Consider the following 25,125-nt stretch of genomic DNA (forward strand, 5'->3'; position numbering starts at 1 on the left):
ACCGACACCGATAACCGCCCGATCGGATCCTCGGCCTGCTTCGCGCATCTTCCGAACGCGAAACCGGCGTGTTCTGCGGAAGGTCGGGTGGAGGGTCTGCGCTAGCGAATGACCGAGCCCTCGATATCCACCCCCGCCGCACGCATGCGATCGAGTGCGGCGGTGGTCGTATCGGGTGCGACGCCAGCGGTGAAGTCCAGCAGCACCCTGGTGTCGAAACCTTCGATGCGGGCGTCCAGAGCGGTGGCGCGGACGCAGTGGTCGGTGGCGATGCCGACGATGTCGAGTTCATCGATGGCGCGCTCACGTAGCCAGTCAGCGAGGCTGGTGCCGTCCTCGGTGGCGCCCTCGAAACCCGAATAGGCGGCACTGTATTGGCCCTTGGAGAAGATCTCCTGGATCTGCTCGGTATTCAGGGCGGGGTGGAAATCCGCGCCGGAGGTGCCGACCCGGCAGTGCGGCGGCCAGGTGTCCAGGTAATCCGGATGGTCGGAGAAATGGCCGCCGGGATCGATGTGGTAGTCGCGGGTGGCCACGACCGCGCTGTAATGCGCGGAGTCCAGGTAGCCGGTGATGCGCTGGGCGACCGTCGCCCCGCCGGTGACGGCAAGGGACCCGCCCTCGCAGAAGTCGTTCTGCACGTCGACGATGATCAACGCTCGGTTCATGTCGACCTCACCTTCCCAGGATCTAAGCGCCGAAGGTGTAAACACTCGGGCCCCTGTCTGTGGATTACATTGTGCCGCCTGATCGCTCGGGCGGGCTACCAACACTCGGAGGTCCACGTGAGCAGTACCGCCAGAATTTCGATCGCACTCTTCGTCGGCTACACGGCCTATCTCGCCACCGCCTTTCTGCTGGGTGACCGACCCGATGGGGTAGGTGACTGGGTGCCGCTGCTGATCAAGGGGTTCCTGATCGTGCTGGTAGCGATCTCCTTCGTGGAATGGCTGACCAAGCGACGCCACGCCGAAGCGGTCCGGGTCAGTTCGCGAATGTCGTCGGAATCGCAGGTTCCCCAGCCGATAGCTTCAGGCCCTCCCACGGCAGGCTGACCAAACCGCGCGCTACCAACTTGCGGCTGTCCGCGAGCGTGGGCAGCTCATCCACCGGTTCGCCGTCGCGCACCAGCGGGGTCAGCAACTCGCGCACCTCGAATCCGTTTGCGGCGGGCTGGGTTCCGGCGGCCGGATAGATGATCTCCTCCACCACGGTGCCGGTCCGGCGCGACAGCCGAATCGCCTTCTTGGTGCCCCCGCGCGACTCCTTGTGGCTGCTGCGCTTGGCGACCGGCAGCCCGTCCACCTCGACCAACTTGTAGACCATTCCAGCAGTGGGTGCGCCGGACCCGGTGACCAGCGACGTCCCGACCCCATAGGCATCCACCGGTTCGGCGCGCAGTGCGGCGATCGCGTACTCGTCCAGATCGCCGGAGACCACGATGCGGGTCTTGGTCGCGCCGAGTCCGTCGAGTTGGTCGCGCACCTGCCTGGCCAATACGCCGAGATCACCGGAATCGATACGCACACCGCCCAATTCGGGCCCGGCGACCTCGATGGCGGTCGCCACTCCCTGGGTGATGTCGAAGGTGTCGACCAGCAGTGTGGTGCCGATGCCGAGTGCCTCGATCTGACCGCGGAATGCGGCGGCCTCGTGCGCGCCATCCGCAGCGCTGTGCAGCAGGGTGAACGCATGCGCGCTGGTACCCGCCCCCGGCACGCCGAACCGGCGCACGGCCTCCAGATTGGAGGTGGCGTCGAAGCCGGCCACGTATGCCGCGCGCGAGCAGGACGGCGCCGCGAGTTCGTGGGCGCGGCGGGAGCCCATCTCGATGATCCGGCGTCCGTCGGCGGCGCTCACCATGCGGGCGGCGGCCGAGGCGATCGCGCTGTCGTGATTGAGGATCGACAGGGCGATGGTCTCCAACAGGACGCATTCGGCGAAGCTGCCGCGCACCGAAAGAATCGGGGAGCCCGGGAAATACAGTTCGCCCTCCGGATAGCCGTCGATATCGCCGGTGAAGCGGTACTCGCGCAGCCAATCGATGGTCCTCGAGTCCAGGAAGCCAGCCGCGATATCGAGCTCCGGTTCCTCGAAACGGAAATGCGCCAGCGCCTCGACCAGTCGGCCGGTGCCCGCGACCACCCCGTAGCGGCGACCATTCGGCAAACGTCGTGCAAACACCTCGAAGGTGCAGCGGCGGTGCGCCGAGCCGTCGCCGAGGGCGGCCGCGAGCATGGTCAGTTCGTACTGATCGGTCAGCAGGGCGGTGCTGCGCATCTCCACCCCAGCCACTGTAGACAGCCGTGGCGGGCATGATAGGCCGGTGTGGTCGGGGTGTCTGTCAATTACCGGTGGACGGGTGTTGTGTATCCGGAGTCGAGTCGTACCCTGAGTGTTATGGCCTTGTGCGAAGTGAACGCGACACTGTCGGCGGCACAGGCGACTCCGGAGGCGGTCGAATACACCGAGATCCTGGAGGCCGAGGACCGTCCGTGGGTGACGGTCGTATGGGATGATCCGGTCAACCTCATGCACTACGTCGCCTACATCTTCCAGAAGCTGTTCGGCTACAGCAAAGCGAAGGCGACCGAATTGATGCTGAAGGTGCACAACGAGGGCAAGGCAGTAGTGTCGTCGGGTTCGCGGGACAAGATGGAACAGGACGTGCGACGGCTGCACGCCGCGGGTCTCTGGGCGACCATGCAACGGGACGACTGACCGGTACGACTACCCTGACGTCAGTGCGTAAGTGGAGCCGGAAGAACTCGCTGAGCGGCCTCAAATTGCGATCCGAAATGGACGCGCGTGAGGCGAGCGTGCTGCGGTCCCTGGTCGGCGCGGTTTCCGGCCTACTGACCGAGCGGGCCGAATCCGCACCCGACGATGAGCTCGCCGAGCTCACCGGGCTGCGCAGCGGCAATACGACCCCGCCCGACGATCCCCGGCTGCACCGGCTACTGCCGGACTTCCACCGGAGTGAACCGGGCTCACCCGATGCCGATCGCGCCGATCTCAACAGCGCGCTGCGCGGCCTGCACGAACCGGAGATCATCGACGCCAAGCTGGCGGCCGGATCGGTGGTGCTGAATACGGTGCCGACCGACGGCGGGAAGATCGTGCTGACGCCGGAGCAGGCCGACGCCTGGTTGACCGCGCTGACCGATGTGCGGCTGGCCTTGGGCACGGTGCTCGGAATCGATGCCGAAACACCGGATCACCTCGAACCCGATGATCCGCGCGGGCCGCATCTGGATGTGTACCACTGGCTGACGTGGATGCAGGATTCGCTGCTGCAGGCCCTCGCGCCCTGAGGGGCGTCCGTCCGGGAACCGATGCGCGGTCAGGTCCGCCGCGGCTCGAAGTGTCGCATGCTTGCATGGAGATCGTCGTGACCAGTAGTCAGGAGCACATGCTGTGAATGCGCAAGCCGGACTGCGGAATTCGCTCACCGATGTGCCGAGCCTGCTGGTCGGGCACCATCATCTGCTCGACCCGGACGCGACGCTGGGTTCCGGCGCGGCGACCGGCTGCACCGTCGTGCGCGTGCCCGGCGGTGCGATCGCGGCGGTCGATGTGCGCGGCGGCGGGCCGGGGACCAGGGAAACCGATCTGCTCGCCCCGGGCAATACTGTGCGCCAAGTGAATTCGATCCTGCTCACCGGCGGCAGCGCCTACGGACTCGCGGCAGCGGACGGCGTAATGCGTTGGCTGGAGGAACATCACGAGGGCATACCGATGGATCCGGCCGATCCGAGTCGGGTGGTGCCCATTGTCCCCGCCGCCGTGATCTTCGATCTTCCGTTGGGGGACTGGCGAATTCGACCGACCGCCGACTTCGGTTTCCGCGCGGCCGAGGCGGCGGCGGAGGAGTTCGAGCGCGGGTGCGTCGGCGCTGGCGTCGGTGCGCGCGCCGGTTCGATCAAGGGAGGCGTGGGCACGGCGAGCGTAGTGCTCGGCGCGGGTGCGGCCGCGGGTGTCACCGTGGCGGCGCTGGTTGTCGCCAACCCGGTCGGCTCGGTTTTCGATCCACGCACCGGCCTGCCATGGGGCATCGGCACCGAGGGCCCCGACGCATTCGGCCTATCTCCGGCTACGCCCGAGCAACTGGCCGTGGCCAACGCCCTCCCGGTCAAGGGCACCGTCCTCAATACGACCATCGGCGTGGTCGCCACCGACGCGCCTCTGGACCCGGCCAGCTGTCAGCGTATGGCGACCACCGCCCACGACGGGCTCGCCCGCGCCATCCGGCCCGCCCACTCGCCCCTGGACGGTGACACCCTCTTCGCCCTGTCCACCGGCACCGCCGAAATCACCGAGGCCGCGCTGCCGCCTGCGTTCCCATCCGACCTCCTGGTCCTGGACGAGATCTGTACCGCGGCGGCCGTCTGCGTCGAGCGCGCCATCGTCGATGCGATCCTGTCCGCCCACTCCGTGGCGGGCATCCCCGCGTACGCCGATCTCTTCTCGCGCTCCTAGCGGCCCCGCGCAGCTTCGGACGGTTTCGCTTATCGGCTGGCCGCGCTCGGAGCGGGTCCCGCAGAGTTTCGGGCGGCCCCGCACATCGACTCGCCGCCAGACATGCCGGGCGGGATCCGCGAAAGTGTGCGGGAGCCACGGGAACAGCGTCGAGGAGGGGACCGGCCGACAGGTGGATGGGAATAGCGGAATATTCTGGGTCGTTGTCGGGTGCGATGTGTCGGCAGCGGATATGCCGAATGCGGAAGGGTTTGACTCGTGCTGGTGATCAGGACCGACCTGGTGGAGGCGATGGTGGCGCATGCGCGCGCCGATCACCCGGACGAGGCCTGTGGCGTCATCGCCGGTCCGGAGGGTTCGGATCGGCCGGAGCGTTTTATCGCCATGGTCAATGCCGAGCGCTCGCCGACCTTCTACCGGTTCGATTCCGGTGAACAGCTGAAGGTGTGGCGGTCGATGGACGATGCCGACGAGACCCCGGTGGTGATTTACCACTCGCATACCGCCACCGAGGCCTATCCGAGCCGCACCGATATCTCCTATGCGTCCGAGCCGTTCGCGCATTACGTGCTGATCTCCACCCGCGATCCCGAGCAGCACGAACTGCGCAGCTATCGGATCGTAGACGGTGAGGTCACCGAGGAGCCGGTGCGGATCGTCGATGCGTACGAGACCGCTTAGTACCCATGTTCGTCGAATTCGAGGAGTCCCCATGCCGGTAACCGTGTCCATCCCGACCATCATGCGTGGCCTTACCGGAGGCGAGAAGCGCGTCGACGCGCAGGGCTCGACCCTGTCCGCGCTGATCGAGAACCTCGAGGCCAACCATCCGGGCCTCGCGGAGCGGCTGCTCAAGGACGGCAAGCTGAACCGCTACGTCAACATCTACGTCGACGACGAGGATGTGCGCTTCGCGGGCGGACTCGACGCGCAGGTGCCCGAGGACGCGAGCGTCACCATCCTGCCCGCCGTCGCCGGAGGCTGATCGAGCCCGTGGCGCGCTATGAATCGCTGATCGCGACCCTCGGCAACACCCCGCTGGTCGGTCTGCGCAACCTGTCCCCGCAATGGGACGGTGAAAATCCGGTGCGGCTGTGGGCCAAACTCGAGGACCGCAACCCGACCGGTTCCATCAAGGATCGTCCCGCTCTGCGGATGATCGAACAGGCCGAGGCCGACGGCCTGCTGACGCCCGGCTGCACGATCTTGGAGCCGACCAGCGGAAATACCGGCATATCGCTGGCCATGGCGGCCAAACTCAAAGGCTACCGGCTGGTCTGCGTGATGCCGGAGAACACCTCGGTCGAGCGCCGTCAACTGTTGACCATGTTCGGTGCGCAGATCATCGATTCCCCGGCCGCGGGCGGTTCCAATCAGGCGGTCGCGCTGGCCAAGCGGATCGCCACGGAGAATCCGGACTGGGTGATGCTGTACCAGTACGGCAATCCGGCCAATGCCTTGGCGCACTACGAGACCACCGGCCCGGAAATCCTCGCCGACCTGCCCGAGATCACCCATTTCGTCGCGGGTCTCGGCACCACCGGCACGCTCATGGGAACCGGCCGCTTCCTGCGCGAGAAGGTGCCCGGCATCGAAATCGTCGCGGCCGAACCGCGCTACGGCGAACTCGTGTACGGACTGCGCAATATCGATGAGGGCTTCATTCCCGAGCTCTACGACGAGTCGGTGCTGACAACTCGTTTTTCGGTCGGTCCATTCGATGCGGTGCGGCGCACGCGCGAGCTGGTGCTGGAAGAGGGCATTTTCGCGGGCATTTCGACCGGCGCGATTCTGCATGCGGCGCTCGGTGTCGCGCGCAAATGCGTGCGTGCGGGCACGCGCGCCGATATCGCCTTCGTGGTGGCCGATGGCGGGTGGAAGTACCTGTCCACCGGGGCGTACGACGGGACCCTCGAAGAGGCCGAGGAACGCCTCGACGGCCAGCTCTGGGCCTGAGTTTCGAGCGATCCGGCCGGAGCGTGCGCTTTTCGCGCGGAAAGTGCACGCTCACGCCTGTATCACCGGCCGTTTGGTCGCGAATTGCCCCGGTACTCTCGAAAGAGCGAGTCCCTTGTCGCATATCGTCGGCGTCCGGGTCTCGCTCGACGAGGAGGTTGCGATGACCGGCGGTTCGGGAATCGGTTCGTCGTTCGATCCGGAACGGATCGCCGCACTACGCGCCCAACTGGGGCAGTCGAGCATGCCTTCCGGTACGCCCGCCAAACCGAACAGCGTCGCGCCGATCAAACAGCTCTGGCTGCGCGCGGGCGTCATCATCACCGCATTCGTCGCCCTGCTCTACGGCATCGAAGGCGTCGACAACCTCGACCACAACCAACTCGATTACAACGGCATCGAACCGCGCGAGGCGGACGGCCTGTGGGGCATTCTGTGGGCCCCCGTCCTGCATCACGGCTGGGACCACCTGTTCGCCAATACGCTTCCGGTTATCGTCCTCGGCTTCATCACCCTGCTCGCGGGCATCGGTCGTGGACTCGCCGCCACCGCGATCATCTGGATCGTTGCCGGAGTCGGCGTCTGGCTCACCGGCGCCACCGGATCGGTGCATCTCGGCGCATCGTCGCTGATATTCGGCTGGCTGACCTTCCTGATCTCGCGTGGCTGGTTCGCCCGCAATCTGGTGCAGATCGGGATCGGCCTGGTTGTGCTGGCGATTTACGGGTCGGTGCTGTGGGGTGTGCTGCCCGGACAGCCCGGAATCTCTTGGCAGGGCCATCTTTTCGGGGCAATGGGTGGAGTGCTGGCCGGCTGGGTACTCTCTGGTGATGAACGTCGACACCGTCGCGGGGATCGAGCCGGAGTCAATGCGTAGTCGCGGTTGTCGCGCGGTTCGCAGCGGAATGTGGGGGATCGGTTCTTGAGCGAGCGAACAACAAAAACAGCCGGGCTCTCGCTCGTGACGGTGCCGAGCGTTAGCGAGGCGCTGTTATGAGCGAGAATTCGTCGTGGGAGCATGGGGGAATGCGCCTTACCGTCCTCGGGTGCTCGGGCAGTGTGTCCGGCCCGGACTCCCCAGCGTCGGGGTACCTACTGACCGGGCCGGATATGTCGCCGGTGGTCATCGATTTCGGACCCGGCGTGCTCGGCGCATTGCAGCGCTACGCCGATCCCGGTGAGGTCGATATCTTCCTCACGCATCTGCATGCCGATCACTGCCTGGATCTGCCCGGACTGCTGGTCTGGCGGCGCTACCACCCGTCACCTCCGGTGGGACAGGCGATCGTGCGCGGTCCGTCCGATAGCGCGGTGCGCATCGGCAATGCGTCCGCCGAGATCGGCGGCGCATGCGACGACTGGTCCGACGTCATCGATCACCAGACGTGGGTCGAGGGCGAAGCGATCGAATTCGGTCCGGGCCATACGGTGCTCGCGCGTCGGATGTATCACCCGCCGGAGTCGTACGGGCTGCGCATCGTGACCGCGACCGGGCGGACCTTCGTCTACACCGGCGACACCGCGATGTGCGATGCGGTACTCGAACTCGCGCAGGGCGCCGACATTCTCATGTCGGAGGCGTCGTGGACGCACGATCCGGCCAACCGGCCGCCCGGCATTCATCTTTCCGGCACCGAGGCGGGCATTATCGCCGCGCGTGCGGGCGTGAAAGAGCTGCTGCTCACCCACATTCCGCCGTGGACCTCCCGCGAGGACGTGATCGCCGAGGCGAAGGCGCAGTTCTCCGGACCGGTGCACGCCGTCGCACCGGGCGAAACCTTCGACATCTGACCGCCTGCCGCGCGCGGTTGGCCATGTGACTAGGCTTGGCGCGTGTCGAGACGAGCCGATGGCAGGGCGGACGATGAGCTCCGCGAGGTACGGATCACCCGTGGCTTCACCACGCATCCAGCCGGTTCGGTGCTGGTGGAGTTCGGGCAGACCCGGGTGATGTGCACCGCGAGCGTCACCGAGGGCGTGCCCCCGTGGCGTCGTGATTCCGGACTCGGCTGGCTCACCGCCGAATACGCGATGCTGCCCGCGGCCACGCATACCCGTAGCGGGCGGGAATCGGTGAAGGGCAAGGTCGGCGGGCGCACCCAGGAGATCAGCCGGTTGGTCGGCCGGTCGCTGCGGGCATGCATCGACCTGGCGGCCATCGGTGAGAACACCATCGCCATCGACTGCGATGTGCTGCAGGCCGACGGTGGCACTCGGACCGCGGCCATCACCGGCGCGTATGTCGCGCTCTCGGATGCGGTCACCTACCTCGGTGCGGCGGGCGGATTGGCCGACCCGCAGCCGATCTCGTGTGCGATCGCCGCGGTGAGCGTGGGTGTCGTCGACGGCAGGGTGCGGTTGGACCTGCCGTACGAAGAGGATTCGCGCGCCGAGGTCGATATGAATGTGGTCGCCACTGATACCGGCACCCTGGTGGAGATCCAGGGCACAGGTGAGGGCGCCACCTTCCCGCGCTCCACCCTGGACAAGCTGCTCGACTCCGCACTCGCCGGCTGTGAGCGGCTGTTCGCCGTCCAGAAAGAGGCGCTCGCGCTGCCGTATCCGGGTGTGCTGCCGCAGCCTGCCGAGTCGAAGAAGAAGTGATGTCGCGCCGCGTCCTGGTCGCCAGTCGCAATGCCAAGAAGCTGAACGAACTGCGCCGGATCCTCGCCGACGCGGGTATCGCTGGCATCGAGATCGTCGGACTCGGCGATGTGCCCGCCTACGACGAGGCGCCCGAGACCGGCGCGACCTTCGAGGAGAATGCGCTGGCGAAGGCGCGCGATGGCGCGGCCGCCACCGGATTGCCCTGTGTCGCAGACGATTCCGGGATCGCGGTGGACGCGTTGAACGGTATGCCCGGCGTGCTGTCGGCGCGCTGGTCCGGTGTGCACGGCGACGACGCGGCCAATAATGCCCTGCTGCTCGCCCAACTCGGTGACGTACCGGACGAGCGGCGCGGCGCACAGTTCGTCTCCACCTGCGCGCTGGTGGTGCCCGGCGGCACCGAGATCGTGGTGCGCGGTGAATGGCCGGGCGTGATCGGCCGCAAGCCCGTGGGCGACGGTGGATTCGGCTACGACCCGCTGTTCATTCCGACAGGCGGCGATATCACCGCTGCCCAGCTGACGCCCGCCGAGAAGGATGCCGTGTCCCATCGCGGTCGCGCGCTGACTCAGCTGCTCCCGGCACTCGCGGCCCTCGCTGAGGCCTGAGTCAGCCGTACGCTCGAGAGGCTGCAACCGCTGCGGATCCTCCCGGCGACGGATGTGTGCCGCGCGACGGGCGGTGATTCCCTGAGGGTCGGGTCGCGCGGCGGGGTGCGGCGTTAGGGGTGGGTCAGAGGTCGAAGTCTTGCTTCACCTTGTTCGCGTTGACGTGCTCGACGAAGAAGGACAGCAGGGGGATGGTGCCTGCGATGAGGGTGCCGACGGTGCGCGGGATCGGCCAGCGCACCTTGACCGCGAGGTCTGCGGTAACCAGCAGGTAGACGAAGTAGACCCAGCCGTGCACGACGGCGATCCAGTTCGGGGTGTGCACATCAAAGCCGTACTTGACGATCATTTCGCCGGTGAGCAGCAGCAGCCACAGACCCGTCGTCCAGGCGAGTACCCGGTAGCGCAGGAGTGCGGGCTTGATCTTCGCGACGTCGGTCGCCCTTGGCTCGGGGGTGAGCGTCGCGGCGGATTCGGTCGAGTTCTCGCTGGTGGTCAACCGGCGCTCCTCTGTGTGTCGTGGGCGAGGCCCGCTTCCCGGACGTGTTGGTCGATATCTTGTGCGTGCAGCTCGGCCAGATATTTGTTGTATTCGGCGAGCACCGGGTCATCGTCGCGGGCAGCTTTGGGCCGCTCGGGCAGCAGTCCGGCCGGAATCTCGCGCGGCGCGTCGACTTTCGTGGGTCGGCGCGCCTTCGCGGGAGCCGGTTCAGCTTCCGGCTCCTTATCCGCTTCGGATTCCAGCCGCACGAACCGGAAGTAGGCGAAGACTGCGAATCCGGCGAACAGCGGCCACTGCAGTGCGTAGCCGAGATTCTGGCCGGTGCCGCTCGCGGATTCGAACCGCTCCCACTGCCACCATCCCAACGCCAAGCAGGCGAGGGCGGCCACTATCACCAGCACGATCAGGGCTGGGCGATTGTGTGCCGAGCGGCGAGGTGGAGCGGACACGCATACCACGGTACCCGTCTACTACACGGTACGTAGGAGCAGGTCGAGTCAGCGGTCGGGCCTCAGAACTTGTAGGTGATCCCGGTCATGCGCTCGGATTCCTCCCACAGTCGGCGCAGCAGTTCGGGATTGTTCGACAGCTTGCTCGACGGCGAGGGTTCGACCGGGCCCTGGCTCTGGAACAACCGGTTCGGCCCCCAGTAAGTGGTGGGATCGGCATCGGGCATGGTGGCCGCGAAGAGGGTGGAGTGGGCGGCCTTGGCCGGGGCATGGCCGATGATGCGGATGAAAGGCTTGCTGATCCGGTCGAGTGGGGTTTCGGTCCTTGCGAACAGATCGGTTGCAGAGACGCCCGGGTGTACCGCGTAAGAGCGTTTGTCGGAGCCCGCCTCGGTCAGCCGCCGTTGCAGTTCGCGGGCGAACATCAGGTTGGCCAGCTTGGACTGGGCGTAGGCGAGGTTGCGCTGGTAGCGGCGGTTCTCGTAGTTGAGATCGTCGATCCACAGTTTCGGGGTCTGCTTGTGCGCGATGCTCGCCAGGCTCACCACCCGGTCTCGGAGGCGATCCAACAGCAGCCCGGTCAGCGCGAAATGGCCGAGGTGGTTGACGCCGAACTGGGTTTCGAACCCGTCCTTGGTGCGTGAGAACGGAATGTTCATCAGGCCGGCGTTATTGATGAGCACATCGAATTCGCCGGTCTTGTCGACGAATTCGCGCACCGATGCCAGATCCGCCAGATCCAGCTGCTCCACCCGGACGTCGCCATCGATCCGGTCGGCGATCGGCTGCGCCTTCGCGACGTTGCGGCAGGCCATGATCACGGTGCCGCCCTTGCTCGCCAGCACCGAGGTGGTCTCGACACCGAGGCCGCCATTGGCTCCGGTGACGATGAAGGTGCGCCCACTCTGGTCGGGCATATCTTTCGGGTTCCACGCCATGAGCCGACCTTACTTCGGAGTAAGTTGCAGCGGAAGGGCGACACGCAATCCGGAACTTCGATCACCCTGCGCTGGCGTAGGCATGGGGCCGCCAACGGTGCGTTCTCGGTGATTGCTGTCGTGTCGCTGGGAGGAGGGGGTGGTGGGTGGCCCTACTTGGGGAATGGGCGGTGCGGTTGCTGTCGCTGAGAATACTTCGGAGCCGTTGGGTCGGAGCAAGACGAATGTCGTGTTTGCCGCGATTGTGCTCGGGATGTTACTGGCGGCGCTGGATCAGACGATCGTGTCGACCGCGTTGCCGACGATCGCTGCCGATCTGGGCGAGGCAGGGCATATGGCGTGTGTGGTCACGGCCGCCGATCTACGGCCGGGTGATCGGCTGCGGCTATCTCGCCGAAGATGCTGTGGGACTGCGACTTACCGGACAGCGCGAGGTCGACCGGATCCAGGCATCGTGGCGGCGCTGGTTCGATACCGAGCTCGACGATTGGGGCTGCGCCGATCCGACCGACCGTGCGCTGTTGGATCGGGCCCTGGGGAAGCCGCCAAGCTGAAGACGCCAGAGAACACGAGCCGGTCCACGCCCAGTACTTGTGCCCAACTACTCGTAGACGTATATTCGTAGACGAGTAAGGAGGTGTCCATGGTGGCGAAGCGCAAGGTGAACAATCTGCTGGCGCTGGCGGTGCTCGCGACCGTCATCGAACGGCCGATGCACCGCTACGAAATCGCCTCGCAGATGCGTGAGCGCGGCAAGGACCGCGATATGGACATCAAATGGGGCTCGCTTTACACCGTCGTGCAGAACATGGAGAAGGCGGGCTTCCTGGAGGTCGTCGGCAGTGAGCGCGACGGCGCCCGGCCGGAACGCACGATCTATGCGATCACCGATGCCGGTCGCACCGAAATGGCTGACTGGACAAGAGAATTGATTGCCGAGCCGGAGCTGGAACACCACCGGTTCACGGCTGGACTCTCCGTCGTGGCGGCGCTGCCGCCGGATGAAGTCGTCGAGTTGCTCGGCCGGCGCATCGACGCGCTGGGTCGCATCATCGAGGCTGCGCGCCGAGAACTCGATCAACTGGCTGCCGCCAATCTGCCCCGGCTTTTCGTCGTCGAAGCCGAATATGGTGTGGCGATGCTGGAGGCCGAGGTGGCGTGGGCCGCGTCGCTGCGTGACGAGATCGCCGCGGGCAGCTTCCCCGGCGTGGATCTCTGGCGGCATATGCATGTCGCAGGCATGTCGCCCGCCGAGGTCACGGAGCTGGTGGAAAGGGGGATGACGGAGTAGACGTCCCGCTCTCGGCCCGGTCCGTACCGGGCGGAGTGAATTGTCGAGACCGGGCCCGGCGGGGTGCGGCAACACCGCCGCCGAGCCCGATGTAACCGTCTCGAACCGCGTCCGCATGCGCGCACCCGGCTGCAAGGCTGGCAACCACAGGATAACTGGGTGTGCGATCGGACGGTCGGTTCGGGCTTCGAAGAACCCGTATCGCACATAACTGGAGTACACCCATGTCCAAAACAGAAACGGCCATTGTTATCGGCGGCGGTATCGCCGGACCTGTGACCGCCACCGCATTGCACAAGGCGGGCATTGCCGCTCGCGTCTACGAGGCCTATCCCGGTCCGACGTTCGGTATCGGCAGCGGGCTGGCATTGGCACCGAATGGTGTTGCCGCCCTTGACATTGTTGGTGCGGGCGACCGCATTCGCGCCATCGCGAGTCCTATATCGCATACGCAGCTTTCGGTGGGCGGCAAAGTGTTGCAAATGCCGGAAATGCCCGACGTGCCGTCATTGAAGATGGTCGACCGCAACGAATTGCACCGGGAACTGCACGATCACGCGGTTGCCGCGGGGATTCCTTTCGAATACAACAAGCGAATCGTGCGCGTCGACGAGGACGCGGACGGCATCACCGCGCATTTCGCCGATGGCAGTAGCGCAACCGCGGATGTGCTGATCGGCGCGGACGGCATTCGATCCACGGTGCGCGGTCTCATCGACCCGAATAATCCGGGACCGGAGTACACCGGGATGATCGGATTCGGTGCGATGCTCGACAGCGATTTCGGAATTCCCTCGGAGACAATGGTTTTCGCGTTCGGTAAGAAGGCGTACTACCTCTACGGAACCGTCGAGGGCAATAGGGTCATGTGGGGTGCGAATCTGCCGCACAAGGAGTATCTGTCGCTGACCGAGGCACGCGCGATTCCGGCCGAGCGCTGGTTGGCAATCCTGCGGGAGACCTACGCCGAGGACACTCCGGGCGGTGAATTCGCCCGCAGGACCACTGCGGAAAACCTGGAAACGACTGGCGCACTGCACATTATGCCGCCGGTGCCGACCTGGTATCGGGGGCGCATGGTGTTGGTGGGGGATTCGGTGCACGCGCCGTCCAACAGTTCTGGGCAGGGGGCGTCGCTGGCCATCGAGAGTGCGGTGCAGTTGGCGCGGTGTCTGCGGGACCTGCCCGATCACACCTCGGCCTTCGCCGCCTATGAAGGGGTGCGGCGGCCGCGGGTGGAGGGTGTCGCGGCGCGGGCGCGCAAGATCAACCACAGCAAGACGCCGGGACCGGTGGCGCGGCGGATGATGTCCTTGCTGATGCCGCTGCTTATCAAGGCGATGAACCCGGAGAAGACCATGGGTGTCGAGCAGCGGTATCGGATCGAGTGGGATGCGCCGGTGCAGCAGGAGTTGGTGACCGCGAAGGCGTAGTGCTGGTGCTGCCTGTCTCTTCCGGGGACGGGCAGCACTATTTCGAACCCGGCGGCCGGTTCGTCCGTAACGTAGGAGATGGGAATTGAAAGACAAAGGGGGGATAGATGGTGCATACCGATCCTGCGTTGCAGCTGACCGGGCTCTATAAGCGATTCGGCGGCCCGTGGGTCGTCGACGATGTCGGCCTCACGGTGCCGCCGGGCTCGTTCTTCGGGCTGGTCGGCCCGAACGGTGCGGGCAAGACCACCACCTTGTCGATGGCCTGCGGACTGTTACGGCCGGACGCCGGACAGGCGCGGATCTTCGGCGTCGACGTTTGGGCCGATCCGGTCGCGGCGAAGACTTTGGCGGGCGTGCTGCCGGACGGCCTTGCGCTACCGGAGCGCCTGACGGGCCGAGAACTATTGACCTACACCGGTTTACTGCGCGGTCTGCCCGCGAATACGGTGGCCGAACGTGCCGATGAACTGCTCGGAGTCTTCGAATTGACCGGTGCCGAACGGACTCTCGTCGTCGATTACTCCGCGGGTATGCGCAAGAAGATCGGGTTGGCCACGGCGCTGCTGCACGCACCGAAACTACTGGTGCTCGACGAACCGTTCGAGGCCGTGGATCCGGTGTCGGCGAGCACGATTCGCACAATTCTGCAGCGGTTCGTCGCGGCGGGCGGTGCGGTGGTGCTGTCGAGCCATGTGATGGCGCTGGTGGAGAACCTGTGCGATCGGGTAGCGGTGATCACCGCCGGGCGAGTGGTGGCCGCGGGCACGCTCGACGAGGTGCGCGGGGACAGTACCTTGGAGGCGGCGTTCGTACATCTGGTCGGTGGCCGAGTCGGCGGGGAGGACGGGCTGTCGTGGTTGGCGTCCTGATTCGGATGCGGTTGCTGCTGACCAAGCGTGCTCTGGGCAACGGCTGGCAGGGCGTCACCTTCGTCAGCGGTGTGGTCATCGGCGTCGTATTCGCGCTCGGTACAGCGGGTCTCATCGGATTCGGGGTGCGGGACGGCGACGTGGGCGGTGGTGTCACGGTGGCCGCTGCGTGGTATGGAATATGGACGCTCGGCTGGCTGTGCGGTCCGGTATTGATGGGCAGCAGCGATGAGACCGTGCAGCCCGAACATCTGCGGCTGTTGCCGCTGAGTCATCGACAGTTGGCCACCGGGCTATTGGCGGCGGCGTTCGTGGGGCCTGCGCCGGTGATCAATCTGCTGGCGTTCGCTGGACTGGTTGTGCTTGCGGCGCAACTGAGTTGGGCTGCCGTCGGGGTCGCGGTGGTCGGTGTGGTGCTGCAGTTGTTATTCGTCGTGGTGCTCTCGCGGGTGGTGCTGGCGTGGATCGGTGCCGCGATGCGTTCGCGGCGGGGACGCGATCTCGGGGTACTGCTGGCGGGTCTCGCCGGTTTGGCCTACTACCCGATGAGTTTCCTGCTGAATCATGTGGATGCGGTGCGGGAATCGGCACCGTGGTTGGCGAATCTGTTGCGCGTGTTGCCTTCCGGGTGGGCACCAGTTGCGGTGGGAGCGGCGGCGCGCGGTGACTGGTTGTCGGCAGTGGGCGCGTTGGTCGGGTTGTCGGCCTTGACAGGGGTGCTGTGGTGGGCATGGTCTGTGCTGTTGCGGAGGCGGTTGACCGCGCCGCTGGATTCGGTATCCGGCGCGGGCGGGCGCGGGATGCTGCTGAGTCGGGTGCGGACGTCCGGGCCGGTGGGTGCGGTGGTGGTCAAGGAGTTGCGAACCTGGTCGCGAGATAGCCGACGCCGGGCGGCGCTGTTGCCCGTGCTGCTGGTGGGTGCCCTGCTGCCGGTGTTTCCGGCAATACAGGGCGACGGTTCGGGCGGCGTGGCGTTCGCGGGTGTGAGTGCCGCGTGGTTCGCGGGCCTGGCCGCCAATAACCTCTACGGCTACGACGGCACCGCACTCTGGCAGACACTGGTGACTCCCGGCGCGGTGCGCGCCGATGTGCGCGGACGACTGCTGGCCCTGCTGCTGGTGATCGGGCTGCCGTCTGTGCTGCTCGCAGTTGTGCTGCCGGGCGCGCTCGGCCGTTGGTCGATGTATCCGTGGACGCTATCGCTACTTTTCGCTGTCCTCGGCGTCGGCGCGGGCTCGGCCGTATTCCTGTCGGTGACCGCGCCCTACCCGCTACCACCGCGCACCGGAAACCCCTTCGCCTCCTCCGGAAACCCAGGCTGCGCAAAGGCTTTGGTGCAAGTCGCCACCAGCTTGGGCCAACTGGTCGCGCTGATCCCGGTCCTGATCGTGCTGCTCATCGGCCTAGCCCTCGACATCACCGCCGTACTGTGGCTGGCCCTACCGGTCGGGATTGCGATCGGGATCATCGCAGCTGTGCTCGGTGCGCGTCTCGCCGAAGAGCGATTGTCCGCCCGCGGACCAGAAGTTCTTGCGGCTGTGCAGCCGCGTTGATGCTCGCATCGCGCGGCCACCAGGTCTTGTCTCGAAGTGGTGGGCGTCCATCGAGCCGAGTCGAATGGTGGTACTGAACCCTGTCCGGAACCGGATGGTGCCTCGGAGAGTGACTTCCAGACAGGCCATAGCCGGATGGCTGGGACAATCCGCGTATGCCCCCTGGTCACGCCCCGCTCTAATCGAATGGCAGAAGTCGCGGCAGGAATTCGAACGACGGGCCGTGGGATAGGGATCGGCTGGTCGAGTATTGGGAGAGAAATACACTTGTTGGGTGGGCGATAGGGATTCCGATGGCAGTTTCGATCTGAATCAGCTGCGGACGTTCCTGGCGGTGCATCGCGCCGGATCAATTACGGCGGGAGCGCGGTTGGTGGGGTTGTCGCAGCCGACGGTGACGACGCAGTTGCCGCGCGCACGTGGTAGGTCACTGCTGAGGTGGGTGTCGGTTCCGGGTGCGCGCAGGTTTTGCCGCCGCCAATGCGCAGCGACCTGTCCGTGGCGGGTTTGCGCGTTGGCGGAACCACCTGGTGAGTCATTGCGGAGATGGGGCGTAGGTTTTGTGCGCTTGCGCCTGACGCTGTTCGGAGCGGCGGCGGAGGTATTCGGCGGTTCGGTCGTCGGCGGGGAGGAAGGCTTCCAGGTGTAGTTCGGAGAGGGTTATGTCTACGGCAGTGGCGAAGCTGGTGATGGTGGTGATGAGGCGGAGTTCGCCCTCGGGGGTGGTCAGGCGGAGCGGGACGGCGAAGCCGAGGTGGTCGGGGCCGGGGGTGGCGGCGGGGAGGTAGCTTTCGAGCTCGGCGATGAAGTCGTCGAGGCGGGGGTCGGGACTGCGTAGGGCCTTGCCGCGCAGGCTTTCGGTGACGTGGCGGCCCCATTCGGGGAGGTTCAGCACGCGTCGTGCCAGGCCGTCGGGGTGTAGGGCGAGGCGCAGGACATTGATCGGCGGGTTGATCAGTTCCGTGGCGGCCCCCTCGGTGAGGATGTCGAAGGCGGCATTGGCGGCGACCAGTCGGCCGTAAGGGCGGGTGACAACGGCGGGGTAGGGCAGATGCCCGTCGAGAATGCGCTCCAAGGCGACCCGCACCGGACCCAATTCCGGTGTGTCCAAGTCGGATTCGGGGAAGATTGGGGCATATCCCGCGGCGAGCAGCAGGGCATTGCGCTCGCGCAGCGACAGTTCCAGCGATTCGGCCAGCCGCACCACCATGGTGCGTCCCGGGCGCGAGCGCCCCTGTTCCAGGAAGCTCAGATAGCGCTGGCTGGTGTCCGCGCGAATAGCCAGGTCGAGCTGGCTCACATGTCGCTGCGTGCGCCAATGCCGCAACTGCTGAGCGAACGGATTCGGCTCCACCACTGTCGTCATGAATTCAGTGATATCCGACCCGCGGTGTCCGCGCCATTCCCCGGAGGGAATCACCGAACCCGCATCGGATGTCATTCCCTGCAGGGAATCGCGCCACAACGCCGCGCTCGCAAAACTCAGTGCCATGAGCAACCAAGACCTGAGCCGTTTCGCCGAGCGCTACATGTCCCAGTGGAACGAATCCGATCCGGAGATCCGCCGCAAGCTGATCCACGAGATTTGGGCACCCGAAGGTGCACAGACCCTGGTCGACCCACCGGTGGAGATCCGCGAGGCGGCGGCGAACCTGAACTTCGCCGTACCTGCCCTGGAAGTGCGCGGCCACGACGCGATGGAAGCCCGGGTGTCCCGCGCCTACGAGATGTTCGTGGCTCCCGGCGAGTACATCTTCGAGGTGGGGGCGGCCACCGGGTTGCCCGCCGGTCTGATCGGCCTGCCTTGGTCGATGGTTTCGCGCGCCGACGGTTCCGTCGCGGGCGGCGGTTACGAGGTGATCGGGCTCGACTCGGATGGTCGCATCACCTTCGACCACCAATTCATCGAAGGCGTGCGATGACCGAAGTGGCGACCTTACGGTTCAGCCGGATAGTGCGCACCGCCGACGGTGGCTCCCGATTCGTCGATGCGGAACTCGCACTGACCGGTCGAACCGTCGCGGCGGGCGTACCCGCGATGGCCGTCGCCGGAATGTCGGCGGCGGCGACCGTAACCTACTTGCGCAGTGCGCAATTCGACAGCGAACCGCATCCGGCTCCAGCACAGCAATGGGTTGTGATGCTGCGGGGCGTAATCGAAGTGACCACGAGTGACGGCGCTCAGCGCAGATTCGGCCCCGGCGACCTCGTCCATGTCGAGGACACCGACGGCCGCGGCCACATCACCACTGGTGTCGGAGAAGCGCCCTACGAGGCGCTCTTCGTGCCTACCACAGAAAGCAGATCATGAAAGCCATGAAAGCCATGAAAGCCATTGCCTACCACCTCGATCCACTACAGGGGCGCGCCGGTTTGACCGCGCGGGTGCAAGAACTGCCGCAGCCGGGACCGAATCAGGTGGTCATCAGGGTGCGGGCGGCCTCACTGAACCGGCGGGATCTCATGCTGATGGACGGTATCTACCCGCTGCCCGCGACCCCGGGCATCGTCCCGCTGTCCGATGGTGTCGGTGAGGTTATCGCCCTGGGCGACAATGTGACTCGCGCCGCGCTCGGCGACCGGGTGACCGCGTCGTACTTCGTGCGTTTCATCAATGGCCCGCAGCGACTGGCGCAGGTCGCTGAACAGTACGGCGCCAACTACAACGGCATGCTAGCCACCTATGCGGTCATCGAAGAGGATTCTGTGGTGCACGTGCCCGAACATCTCACCGATGTCGAGGCGGCCACGCTGACCTGCGCGGGAGTCGTCGCGTGGGCGTCGCTGACCACACCGGTGCCGGTGTCTTCGGGGCAGACGGTACTTACCGTCGGCAGCGGTACCGTCGCGTTGTTCGCCGTGCAGCACGCGAAAATGCTTGGTGCCAGGGTTATTTCGATAACGTCCGGCACGGAGAAGGCGGAGCGACTGCACAAGCTCGGCGCGGACGAGACCATCGACCGCAACGCGACGCCGGACTGGGACGAGAAGGTGCTCGAGCTCACCGACGGCCACGGCGTCGAACATGTGGTGGAGGCCGTCGGACTGCCAACCCTGTCGAAATCGGTGCGTTCCGCAGGCTACAACGCGACGATCACCATGATCGGCGCATCGCAGCTGCCGGAGGGAGAGACATTCGAGAATCCGTTCGTCGGACCGTATCTCGCGATCCGCCGGATCGCGGTCGGCAGCCGGGACGATTTCGAGGCGATGAACCGCGCCATCACTGCCCATCGCATGCGCCCCGTCATCGATCGGACCTTTCCGCTCGACCAGGCGGTGGAGGCGTACCGCTACTTCCGCGAGGACAATCCGTTCGGCAAGGTCGTCATCACCATGCCGTAGGCCTGTGGATCAGGCCTCGAAGGGCACGATATTGCCTGCTGCATCGCGGGTTCCGGCGGTAGCTTCGATCGCGGCCGCCAACTCGGCGACGGTGGTCCAGGTGCGCGGCGGCTCCGCCTCGAGATTGCCGATGGTGTACCAGGTCTCGGTTTTGCGATAGCGGACCAGACCTTTACCCGTCGCATCGACGGTCACATCGAGCTCGCCGGAGACCGTCCCTTCCTCTTCGGTCATGACGGCGGCCTTGGCGGAAATCTCGATGATGTCGCTTATTTGAACTCTCCTCGACTGACGCAGTCGGCGACTGCGTTGCGCAGTGCGGTGTGTTCGGCGGGATCAACGTTCAGCGCGTATTTTACTTTGATCTTGACGTAATGCTCGAGATAGCCACACCGGAATTTTCCCGGCGGCAGGTAGTTCGCGACGTCTTGGTCACCCTTGGACCTGTTGGCGGAGGGATCGGAGGCGATCAGATTGACGGAGTCGTTGGCAATCCGGCGGCGGGTATCTTCATCGCGCTTATTCGCACCCGAACGCCACGCCTCGGCCAGCGGCACGATGTGTTCGGCGTCGACTCCGGCCGGGTCGGTAATGAACTTGTACGGCTTGAGCTTTCCGGTCTTGGAATCCAGTACGCCGTACTGGTCCTGCCAACCACCGCCGCGGCCGACGGTGAGCTCACAGGTTTTCGGGTCGAGTTTGACCGAGCCCGTCGCGTCGCGGAGCATCATCACGTCACGGCTGGTGCACTTGCTGTACTGCGTGAAGTCCGGGCCGAAGCCGTGCTCGGGCTTATTGGTATCCCAGTGCGGGAACTTCTCCCGGCTGTAGCCTTCCATCGACTCCTCGGGCGCATCGACGAGCTGGCCGAGCAGATCGTTGATGTCCTTGCCGGACGCCGTTGTGACATCCGCCGGTCCGGATCCCTTGCCGGTCTTACCGGTCCACTCGTCGATAAAGGAATAGCCAACGGCGACAACGACAGCCAAGACGATGGGTGCGCAAACAGCGAGTACACGACGCGCGGTGCGGGATGACAACCACTTCACAAAGATCGAACTTCCTAGCCTCGCACCGATGAATTTGTCGGGCGTCAAGCTACCTGCGGCCGATCGTCCCGTATGTGATTGTCGCGTATGACGTTCGGCACAGCTAGTCGAAGAACGCACGGCGTGGCAAGGGCACTCGACGGTAGACGCAGAACCACCCCTGACTCGGCGTGCCGGCGCTGATCCAGGGGTGGTCGTGTCACGAATGAGCTCGTGCGCGGCCGAATGAATGGGCCGGTTGTCCAGGCCGGATGATCCATTCTCGCGGCGCCACGAGGCTGATGAGGGAAGTCTCGTCGGGCCGTGTCGTACTGCGGATAACTTTTCGTGACGATCTGTGTGAACTTCATTGTTCTTACGTAGAGAGACAGTAGATCATTCCAGATTCCTTTGCAATCGCTTTACTTAAGTCTGAGAATCTCCTGAATGGCGCGCCGGTCAGTTGAAACATGTACTGCTCACATACGGAAGTTAGGTTTACCTGCGGTTGTGGTGAGCGCGGCCGGGTACCCGACTTCCGGATGAGTGACGAGCGTCACATTCGATGGCGGTCACAATGCGGCCGAAACGTGTGTCGAAACCGGGTGCAGGCACAGAAGCCGGATCCAGGAAGGACCCACATCATGGCTACCGTCGACGTTCTCGACTCGTTCATCAACTACACCGACCTCGGTGCCGGTTCGGTACCGGTGGTGTTCCTGCACGGGAACCCGACCTCATCGCACCTGTGGCGCAATGTGATCCCGCATGTCGCCGATCAAACCCGGGTGCTCGCACCGGATCTGATCGGGATGGGTGCGTCCGGGAAGCCCGACAGCCCCTACCGCCTCGCCGACCACGCCCGCTATCTGGACGCCTGGTTCGACGCACTGGGCCTCGACCAAGTTGTCATCGTCGGCCACGACTGGGGTGGCGCGCTCGGTATGCATTGGGCGGCACGGCATCCCGAGCGCGTCCGGGGCATCGCACTGATCGAGACATTCCTGCGACCGATGCGCTGGGACGAACTTCCGCCGCTCGGCGCCGAACTTTTCCGGAAATTCCGGACGGCCGAGGGGGAGCGAATGGTGCTGGTGGAGAATACGTTCATCGAGTTCAACCTGCCGAGGGGCATTACCGACCTGTCGCAGGAAGATCACGACGTGTATCGCGCTCCCTTCCCGACGCCGGAATCGCGTAAGCCCATGCTGGCCTGGACGCGCGAATTTCCGTTGGAGGGCGAGCCTGCCGATGTGGTTGCGCTGGTGGAGAACTACGACCGGTGGGCGGCGGATTCGCCGGCGGTGCCCAAGCTCATCATGGCGCTCGACAATGGCGTCGGCCTCGGTTCGTCGGAGGTGATCGCATGGGCCGCCGAGACGTTCGCCAGCGCCGAGGTCGTCTCGGTCGGCGCGGCGGGACATCACGCACCGGAGGATCAGCCCGATGCCATCGGGACCGCGGTCGCGACGTGGTTGCGCGCGCACTCGTTGACGACGGCGACCACGAGTGCATGACTCCGGTGCGCCGCGCGGGTGCGGGGCACCCGCGCGGCGCATGTAGGACTTGCGTAACGCCGGAAACCGCCGAAGGATTGTGCGGTGGAACCCGAGCTATCGCACCCCGACCCGCCCAAGGCGGAAAACAGCGACGACATCGCTCGGGAGCGGCGGCTGGTCGATCGGGCGATCGCAGGGGAAGCGGCCGCCATCTCGGATGTGGTGCGGCAGCTACAGGATCCGCTGTACCGGCTGGCACTGCGCATGGTGTGGCGGCCCGCCGAAGCCGAGGACGCGACGCAGGAGATTCTGCTGCGAGTGGTCGGCAATCTCGCGACATGGCGAGGTGAGGCCAAGCTGCTGACCTGGGCCTACCGCATCGGCGTCAACTATCTGCTGAATCTCAAACGCCAGACACCCCAGGAGGCGGCGCAGCTCAGCCTCGACGCATACCGCGACGGATTGGCGGACGGGCTCGCCGCCGACGACTATCGCGGACCCGAGGCCGAACTGCTCGCCCACGAGGTGCGGCTGAACTGCAGTCAAGCCATGCTGCAGTGTTTGGCCCGCGATGAGCGGGTTGCCTTTGTACTCGGTGACGTTTTCGAACTCGGCTCCGCCGATGCGGCCTGGATTCTGGGTATCACCGCCCCTGCATTCCGAAAGCGGTTGGAACGGGCCAAGAAACGCATCGGCACCTTTCTGAATGCGACCTGCGGCGTGGCCGATCCCGAGGCGTTCTGTCGCTGCTCGCGTCGGGTGGAGAAGGCATTGGCGCTCGGACGCGTCGATCCGAAGCGGCCGGTATTCGCCCGACATGCGGTGAGTACGGGCGGCCGCAGCGTCACCGAGGTCGAACAGCAGATGATCCGACTGCACGACGCCGCCGCGGTAATCCGGCTGCACCCCGATTACGCTGCGCCGCAGGCGAAAATGGATGCGATCGCGGTATTGCTGAATTCGGGCAGGTTCCCGCTGCTCGACTGATTACGCGTTGGCTGGAAAGCGCACGTCGGTCAGTTCTTCGGATTTGGTCCACAAGGCGGCGGCGAGGTCGGCATTCGCCGCGGCCGAACTGCGGCCGACGACCTTCGGGTAGCCGCGGAATTCGAACCAGCTGTCCGGGCCGACGTAACTTCCCGGCGACAGCTGCTGGCTGGCGGCGAACAGGGTGGGCAGCGCGCCGAAACTCGCATCCTGGGCGAGCAGTTTATTGCCCACCTGCATGACCTCGTGCAGGATCCGGTTGCCGGAATGGCTCTGCAGATTCGTTGCGGACCAACCGGGATGGGCGCTGAGCGCGAGTCGAGATCCCGATTCGGTGAAGCGCCGCTGTAGTTCCAGGGTGAACAACAGATTGGCGAGTTTGGATTGCCCGTAGGCGGCGGCGGAGTTGTAGGTTCGGGTTTCCCAGTTGAGGTCGTCGAGGTCGATGCTGCCGCGGCGATGGGCCTGCGAGGAGACGGTCACCACGCGGTCGGTGATATGGGGCAGTAGCAGATTCGTCAGCGCGAAATGGCCGAGGTGGTTGGTGCCGAATTGGCGCTCGAAACCATCCTTTGTGCGTCCGGCGGGGACCAGCATGATGCCCGCATTGTTTACCAATACCTCGATATCGCCGGACCAGTCCGCGGCGAACCGGCGAATCGAGGCCAGGTCGGCGAGGTCGAGTTCGCGCACCTCGGTGTGGCCCGAAATGCTTTTCGCCGCTTCCTCGCCGCGTGCGATATCGCGCACCGCGAGTACGACGCGAGCGCCGACGCGGGCCAGTTCACGGGCTGTCACCAGGCCGATCCCACTATTTGCGCCGGTGACGATGACGGTGCGGCCGTCGAATCGGGGCAGATCTGCGGAAGTCCACTTGTGGTTCGTCATAGCGCCAATGTAGGCAGTGTCAACAAAGTAGTCAATGCCAACAATCGATCAGGCATCGGATATCCTGCAGCAACCATGAGTTTTGTCCGCTCCCGCTCCTATCACCACGGTGACCTGCGCGCCGAACTGCTTCAGCGCGCCGAGGCGACGTTGCGCGAGTCCGGTGTGGACGGGCTTTCGCTACGTCAGTTGGCCCGCGACCTCGGCGTCAGTCATGCCGCACCGAGCAGGCACTTCCGGGATAAGCAGACGCTGCTCGACGCGCTCGCGCTGGTCGGATTCGACCGGCTCGCCGCGGTGTACGGCGAGGGCGACCCGACCGGATCATTCTCCGAGCGGCTGCATGCCGTAGCGCGTGCCTACCTGAATTTCGCGATCGACAATCCGGCGCTGCTCGCGCTGATGTTCGCGCGCAAACACAGTCCGACCTCGGGCGAGGAAATGCTGGCGGCGGTGGGGCGGGCGTTCACCGTGCCCATCGCCTTGATTGCCGAGGGGCAGGCGCATGGCGAAGTCGTTGCGGGCGATCCGATGCGGATCGGTATCGCCGCCATTGCCGCACTGCAGGGGTTGGCCACCTTTGTCGGGTCCGGATTTGTCGAGGCCGAGAACGTGGAAGCGGCACTGACCGAAACGATTACCCAGCTGACCTACGGTTTGCGCCCCCGCGATTGACCTGCGCCCACCTAC

General features: G+C 65.4%; 31 protein-coding genes and 1 pseudogene. 23 read left to right on the forward strand and 9 right to left on the reverse strand.

The window, feature by feature from the left end; translation table 11 throughout:
* Positions 1-101 precede the first annotated feature (101 nt).
* Both ACIBI6_RS38120 and ACIBI6_RS38125 read right to left on the reverse strand, forming a co-directional pair.
* Positions 102-668, reverse strand: coding sequence for a nicotinamidase (locus ACIBI6_RS38120; RefSeq protein ID WP_364355675.1), 567 nt, complete (start codon positions 666-668; stop codon positions 102-104).
* A gap of 316 nt (positions 669-984) precedes the next feature.
* On the reverse strand, positions 985-2,280 hold the full coding sequence (locus ACIBI6_RS38125; RefSeq protein ID WP_364355851.1) for a nicotinate phosphoribosyltransferase: 1,296 nt from the start codon (positions 2,278-2,280) through the stop codon (positions 985-987).
* A 120-nt stretch (positions 2,281-2,400) separates the two neighbouring features.
* Here ACIBI6_RS38125 and clpS point away from each other — a divergent pair, with 120 nt between their 5' ends.
* From clpS to rdgB, 10 genes are all read left to right on the forward strand, one after another.
* Complete coding sequence (gene clpS, locus ACIBI6_RS38130; protein WP_040687186.1) at positions 2,401-2,721, forward strand: ATP-dependent Clp protease adapter ClpS; 321 nt, start codon at positions 2,401-2,403, stop codon at positions 2,719-2,721.
* A 23-nt stretch (positions 2,722-2,744) separates the two neighbouring features.
* A complete protein-coding gene (locus tag ACIBI6_RS38135; RefSeq protein ID WP_364355678.1) occupies positions 2,745-3,314 on the forward strand; it encodes a DUF2017 domain-containing protein in 570 nt (189 codons plus the stop codon).
* Positions 3,315-3,417: 103 nt separating this feature from the next.
* Positions 3,418-4,479, forward strand: coding sequence for a P1 family peptidase (locus ACIBI6_RS38140; RefSeq protein WP_364355681.1), 1,062 nt, complete (start codon positions 3,418-3,420; stop codon positions 4,477-4,479).
* Between the two features lie 258 nt (positions 4,480-4,737).
* Positions 4,738-5,160 carry a M67 family metallopeptidase gene (locus ACIBI6_RS38145; RefSeq protein ID WP_364355684.1) on the forward strand — a complete coding sequence of 141 codons (423 nt, stop codon included), beginning with the start codon at positions 4,738-4,740 and terminating at the stop codon, positions 5,158-5,160.
* 31 nt (positions 5,161-5,191) lie between these two features.
* Positions 5,192-5,464, forward strand: a complete 273-nt coding sequence (locus ACIBI6_RS38150; RefSeq protein WP_364355687.1) for a MoaD/ThiS family protein — start codon at positions 5,192-5,194, stop codon at positions 5,462-5,464.
* Between the two features lie 8 nt (positions 5,465-5,472).
* A complete protein-coding gene (locus ACIBI6_RS38155) occupies positions 5,473-6,435 on the forward strand; it encodes a cysteine synthase (RefSeq protein ID WP_364355690.1) in 963 nt (320 codons plus the stop codon).
* Between the two features lie 163 nt (positions 6,436-6,598).
* Positions 6,599-7,312 (forward strand): rhomboid family intramembrane serine protease, encoded by a 714-nt coding sequence (locus ACIBI6_RS38160; protein WP_396959914.1) that lies wholly within the window; start codon positions 6,599-6,601, stop codon positions 7,310-7,312.
* Between the two features lie 149 nt (positions 7,313-7,461).
* Positions 7,462-8,226: a cyclic nucleotide-degrading phosphodiesterase gene (locus ACIBI6_RS38165; protein ID WP_364355857.1), complete on the forward strand. Its 765-nt coding sequence runs from the start codon at positions 7,462-7,464 to the stop codon at positions 8,224-8,226.
* Between the two features lie 42 nt (positions 8,227-8,268).
* Positions 8,269-9,039 carry a ribonuclease PH gene (gene rph / locus ACIBI6_RS38170; RefSeq protein WP_364355693.1) on the forward strand — a complete coding sequence of 257 codons (771 nt, stop codon included), beginning with the start codon at positions 8,269-8,271 and terminating at the stop codon, positions 9,037-9,039.
* Positions 9,039-9,650, forward strand: a complete 612-nt coding sequence (rdgB, locus tag ACIBI6_RS38175; protein WP_364355696.1) for an RdgB/HAM1 family non-canonical purine NTP pyrophosphatase — start codon at positions 9,039-9,041, stop codon at positions 9,648-9,650. Before rph ends, rdgB begins: the two co-directional genes overlap by 1 nt.
* A 124-nt stretch (positions 9,651-9,774) precedes the next feature.
* On the opposite strand, the gene ACIBI6_RS38180 is transcribed toward rdgB, so the two are convergent.
* From ACIBI6_RS38180 to ACIBI6_RS38190, 3 genes are all read right to left on the reverse strand, one after another.
* Positions 9,775-10,149, reverse strand: a complete 375-nt coding sequence (locus tag ACIBI6_RS38180) for a DUF3817 domain-containing protein (protein WP_396959844.1) — start codon at positions 10,147-10,149, stop codon at positions 9,775-9,777.
* Positions 10,146-10,601, reverse strand: coding sequence for a transcriptional regulator (locus tag ACIBI6_RS38185; protein WP_396959846.1), 456 nt, complete (start codon positions 10,599-10,601; stop codon positions 10,146-10,148). Before ACIBI6_RS38185 ends, ACIBI6_RS38180 begins: the two co-directional genes overlap by 4 nt.
* 62 nt (positions 10,602-10,663) lie before the next feature.
* Complete coding sequence (locus ACIBI6_RS38190) at positions 10,664-11,539, reverse strand: oxidoreductase (RefSeq protein ID WP_364355702.1); 876 nt, start codon at positions 11,537-11,539, stop codon at positions 10,664-10,666.
* Between the two features lie 163 nt (positions 11,540-11,702).
* On the opposite strand from ACIBI6_RS38190, the pseudogene ACIBI6_RS38195 reads away from it, so the two are divergent.
* The 7 genes and pseudogenes from ACIBI6_RS38195 to ACIBI6_RS38225 all read left to right on the forward strand — a co-directional run.
* Positions 11,703-11,894 (forward strand): annotated as a pseudogene (locus ACIBI6_RS38195) (hypothetical protein); the annotation flags it as partial.
* Positions 11,881-12,093: a hypothetical protein gene (locus ACIBI6_RS38200; RefSeq protein ID WP_396959918.1), complete on the forward strand. Its 213-nt coding sequence runs from the start codon at positions 11,881-11,883 to the stop codon at positions 12,091-12,093. The pseudogene ACIBI6_RS38195 and the gene ACIBI6_RS38200, both read left to right, overlap by 14 nt.
* Before the next feature lie 89 nt (positions 12,094-12,182).
* Positions 12,183-12,830 (forward strand): PadR family transcriptional regulator, encoded by a 648-nt coding sequence (locus ACIBI6_RS38205; RefSeq protein ID WP_364355708.1) that lies wholly within the window; start codon positions 12,183-12,185, stop codon positions 12,828-12,830.
* 224 nt (positions 12,831-13,054) lie between these two features.
* Positions 13,055-14,263, forward strand: coding sequence for an FAD-dependent oxidoreductase (locus ACIBI6_RS38210; protein ID WP_396959849.1), 1,209 nt, complete (start codon positions 13,055-13,057; stop codon positions 14,261-14,263).
* Between the two features lie 107 nt (positions 14,264-14,370).
* On the forward strand, positions 14,371-15,135 hold the full coding sequence (locus ACIBI6_RS38215) for an ABC transporter ATP-binding protein (RefSeq protein ID WP_364355714.1): 765 nt from the start codon (positions 14,371-14,373) through the stop codon (positions 15,133-15,135).
* A complete protein-coding gene (locus ACIBI6_RS38220; RefSeq protein WP_364355717.1) occupies positions 15,120-16,688 on the forward strand; it encodes a hypothetical protein in 1,569 nt (522 codons plus the stop codon). Before ACIBI6_RS38215 ends, ACIBI6_RS38220 begins: the two co-directional genes overlap by 16 nt.
* Before the next feature lie 274 nt (positions 16,689-16,962).
* On the forward strand, positions 16,963-17,337 hold the full coding sequence (locus ACIBI6_RS38225) for a LysR family transcriptional regulator (RefSeq protein ID WP_364355720.1): 375 nt from the start codon (positions 16,963-16,965) through the stop codon (positions 17,335-17,337).
* Here the strand turns inward: ACIBI6_RS38225 and ACIBI6_RS38230 are convergent.
* Positions 17,224-18,054, reverse strand: coding sequence for a helix-turn-helix transcriptional regulator (locus ACIBI6_RS38230; protein ID WP_364355723.1), 831 nt, complete (start codon positions 18,052-18,054; stop codon positions 17,224-17,226). The two genes, ACIBI6_RS38225 and ACIBI6_RS38230, sit on opposite strands and share 114 nt — an antisense overlap.
* Positions 18,055-18,178: 124 nt before the next feature.
* On the opposite strand from ACIBI6_RS38230, the gene ACIBI6_RS38235 reads away from it, so the two are divergent.
* The 3 genes from ACIBI6_RS38235 to ACIBI6_RS38245 are packed head-to-tail and all read left to right on the forward strand — an operon-like array spanning position 18,179 to position 20,033.
* Positions 18,179-18,610: a hypothetical protein gene (locus ACIBI6_RS38235; RefSeq protein ID WP_364355726.1), complete on the forward strand. Its 432-nt coding sequence runs from the start codon at positions 18,179-18,181 to the stop codon at positions 18,608-18,610.
* Positions 18,607-18,999: a hypothetical protein gene (locus ACIBI6_RS38240; RefSeq protein ID WP_364355729.1), complete on the forward strand. Its 393-nt coding sequence runs from the start codon at positions 18,607-18,609 to the stop codon at positions 18,997-18,999. The genes ACIBI6_RS38235 and ACIBI6_RS38240 overlap by 4 nt, the downstream gene beginning before the upstream one ends.
* Before the next feature lie 5 nt (positions 19,000-19,004).
* The gene (locus ACIBI6_RS38245) at positions 19,005-20,033 is read left to right on the forward strand and encodes an NAD(P)-dependent alcohol dehydrogenase (RefSeq protein ID WP_364355732.1); all 1,029 of its coding nucleotides are present in this window, start codon (positions 19,005-19,007) and stop codon (positions 20,031-20,033) included.
* 9 nt (positions 20,034-20,042) lie between these two features.
* Here the strand turns inward: ACIBI6_RS38245 and ACIBI6_RS38250 are convergent, their stop codons facing one another.
* On the reverse strand, positions 20,043-20,267 hold the full coding sequence (locus tag ACIBI6_RS38250) for a hypothetical protein (RefSeq protein ID WP_364355735.1): 225 nt from the start codon (positions 20,265-20,267) through the stop codon (positions 20,043-20,045).
* Between the two features lie 35 nt (positions 20,268-20,302).
* On the reverse strand, positions 20,303-21,082 hold the full coding sequence (locus tag ACIBI6_RS38255; RefSeq protein ID WP_364355738.1) for an HNH endonuclease family protein: 780 nt from the start codon (positions 21,080-21,082) through the stop codon (positions 20,303-20,305).
* Positions 21,083-21,705: 623 nt separating this feature from the next.
* Here ACIBI6_RS38255 and ACIBI6_RS38260 point away from each other — a divergent pair.
* Both ACIBI6_RS38260 and ACIBI6_RS38265 read left to right on the forward strand, forming a co-directional pair.
* Positions 21,706-22,578: a haloalkane dehalogenase gene (locus tag ACIBI6_RS38260; RefSeq protein ID WP_364355741.1), complete on the forward strand. Its 873-nt coding sequence runs from the start codon at positions 21,706-21,708 to the stop codon at positions 22,576-22,578.
* Between the two features lie 84 nt (positions 22,579-22,662).
* A complete protein-coding gene (locus ACIBI6_RS38265) occupies positions 22,663-23,547 on the forward strand; it encodes an RNA polymerase sigma factor (protein ID WP_396959854.1) in 885 nt (294 codons plus the stop codon).
* On the opposite strand, the gene ACIBI6_RS38270 is transcribed toward ACIBI6_RS38265, so the two are convergent.
* Positions 23,548-24,435, reverse strand: coding sequence for an oxidoreductase (locus ACIBI6_RS38270; RefSeq protein ID WP_396959856.1), 888 nt, complete (start codon positions 24,433-24,435; stop codon positions 23,548-23,550).
* A 75-nt stretch (positions 24,436-24,510) separates the two neighbouring features.
* Here ACIBI6_RS38270 and ACIBI6_RS38275 point away from each other — a divergent pair, with 75 nt between their 5' ends.
* Positions 24,511-25,110 (forward strand): TetR/AcrR family transcriptional regulator, encoded by a 600-nt coding sequence (locus ACIBI6_RS38275; RefSeq protein ID WP_364355750.1) that lies wholly within the window; start codon positions 24,511-24,513, stop codon positions 25,108-25,110.
* Positions 25,111-25,125: the final 15 nt, after the last annotated feature.

The sequence above is a fragment of the Nocardia sp. NPDC050412 genome, from assembly GCF_044458825.1.
Lineage (GTDB): Bacteria > Actinomycetota > Actinomycetes > Mycobacteriales > Mycobacteriaceae > Nocardia.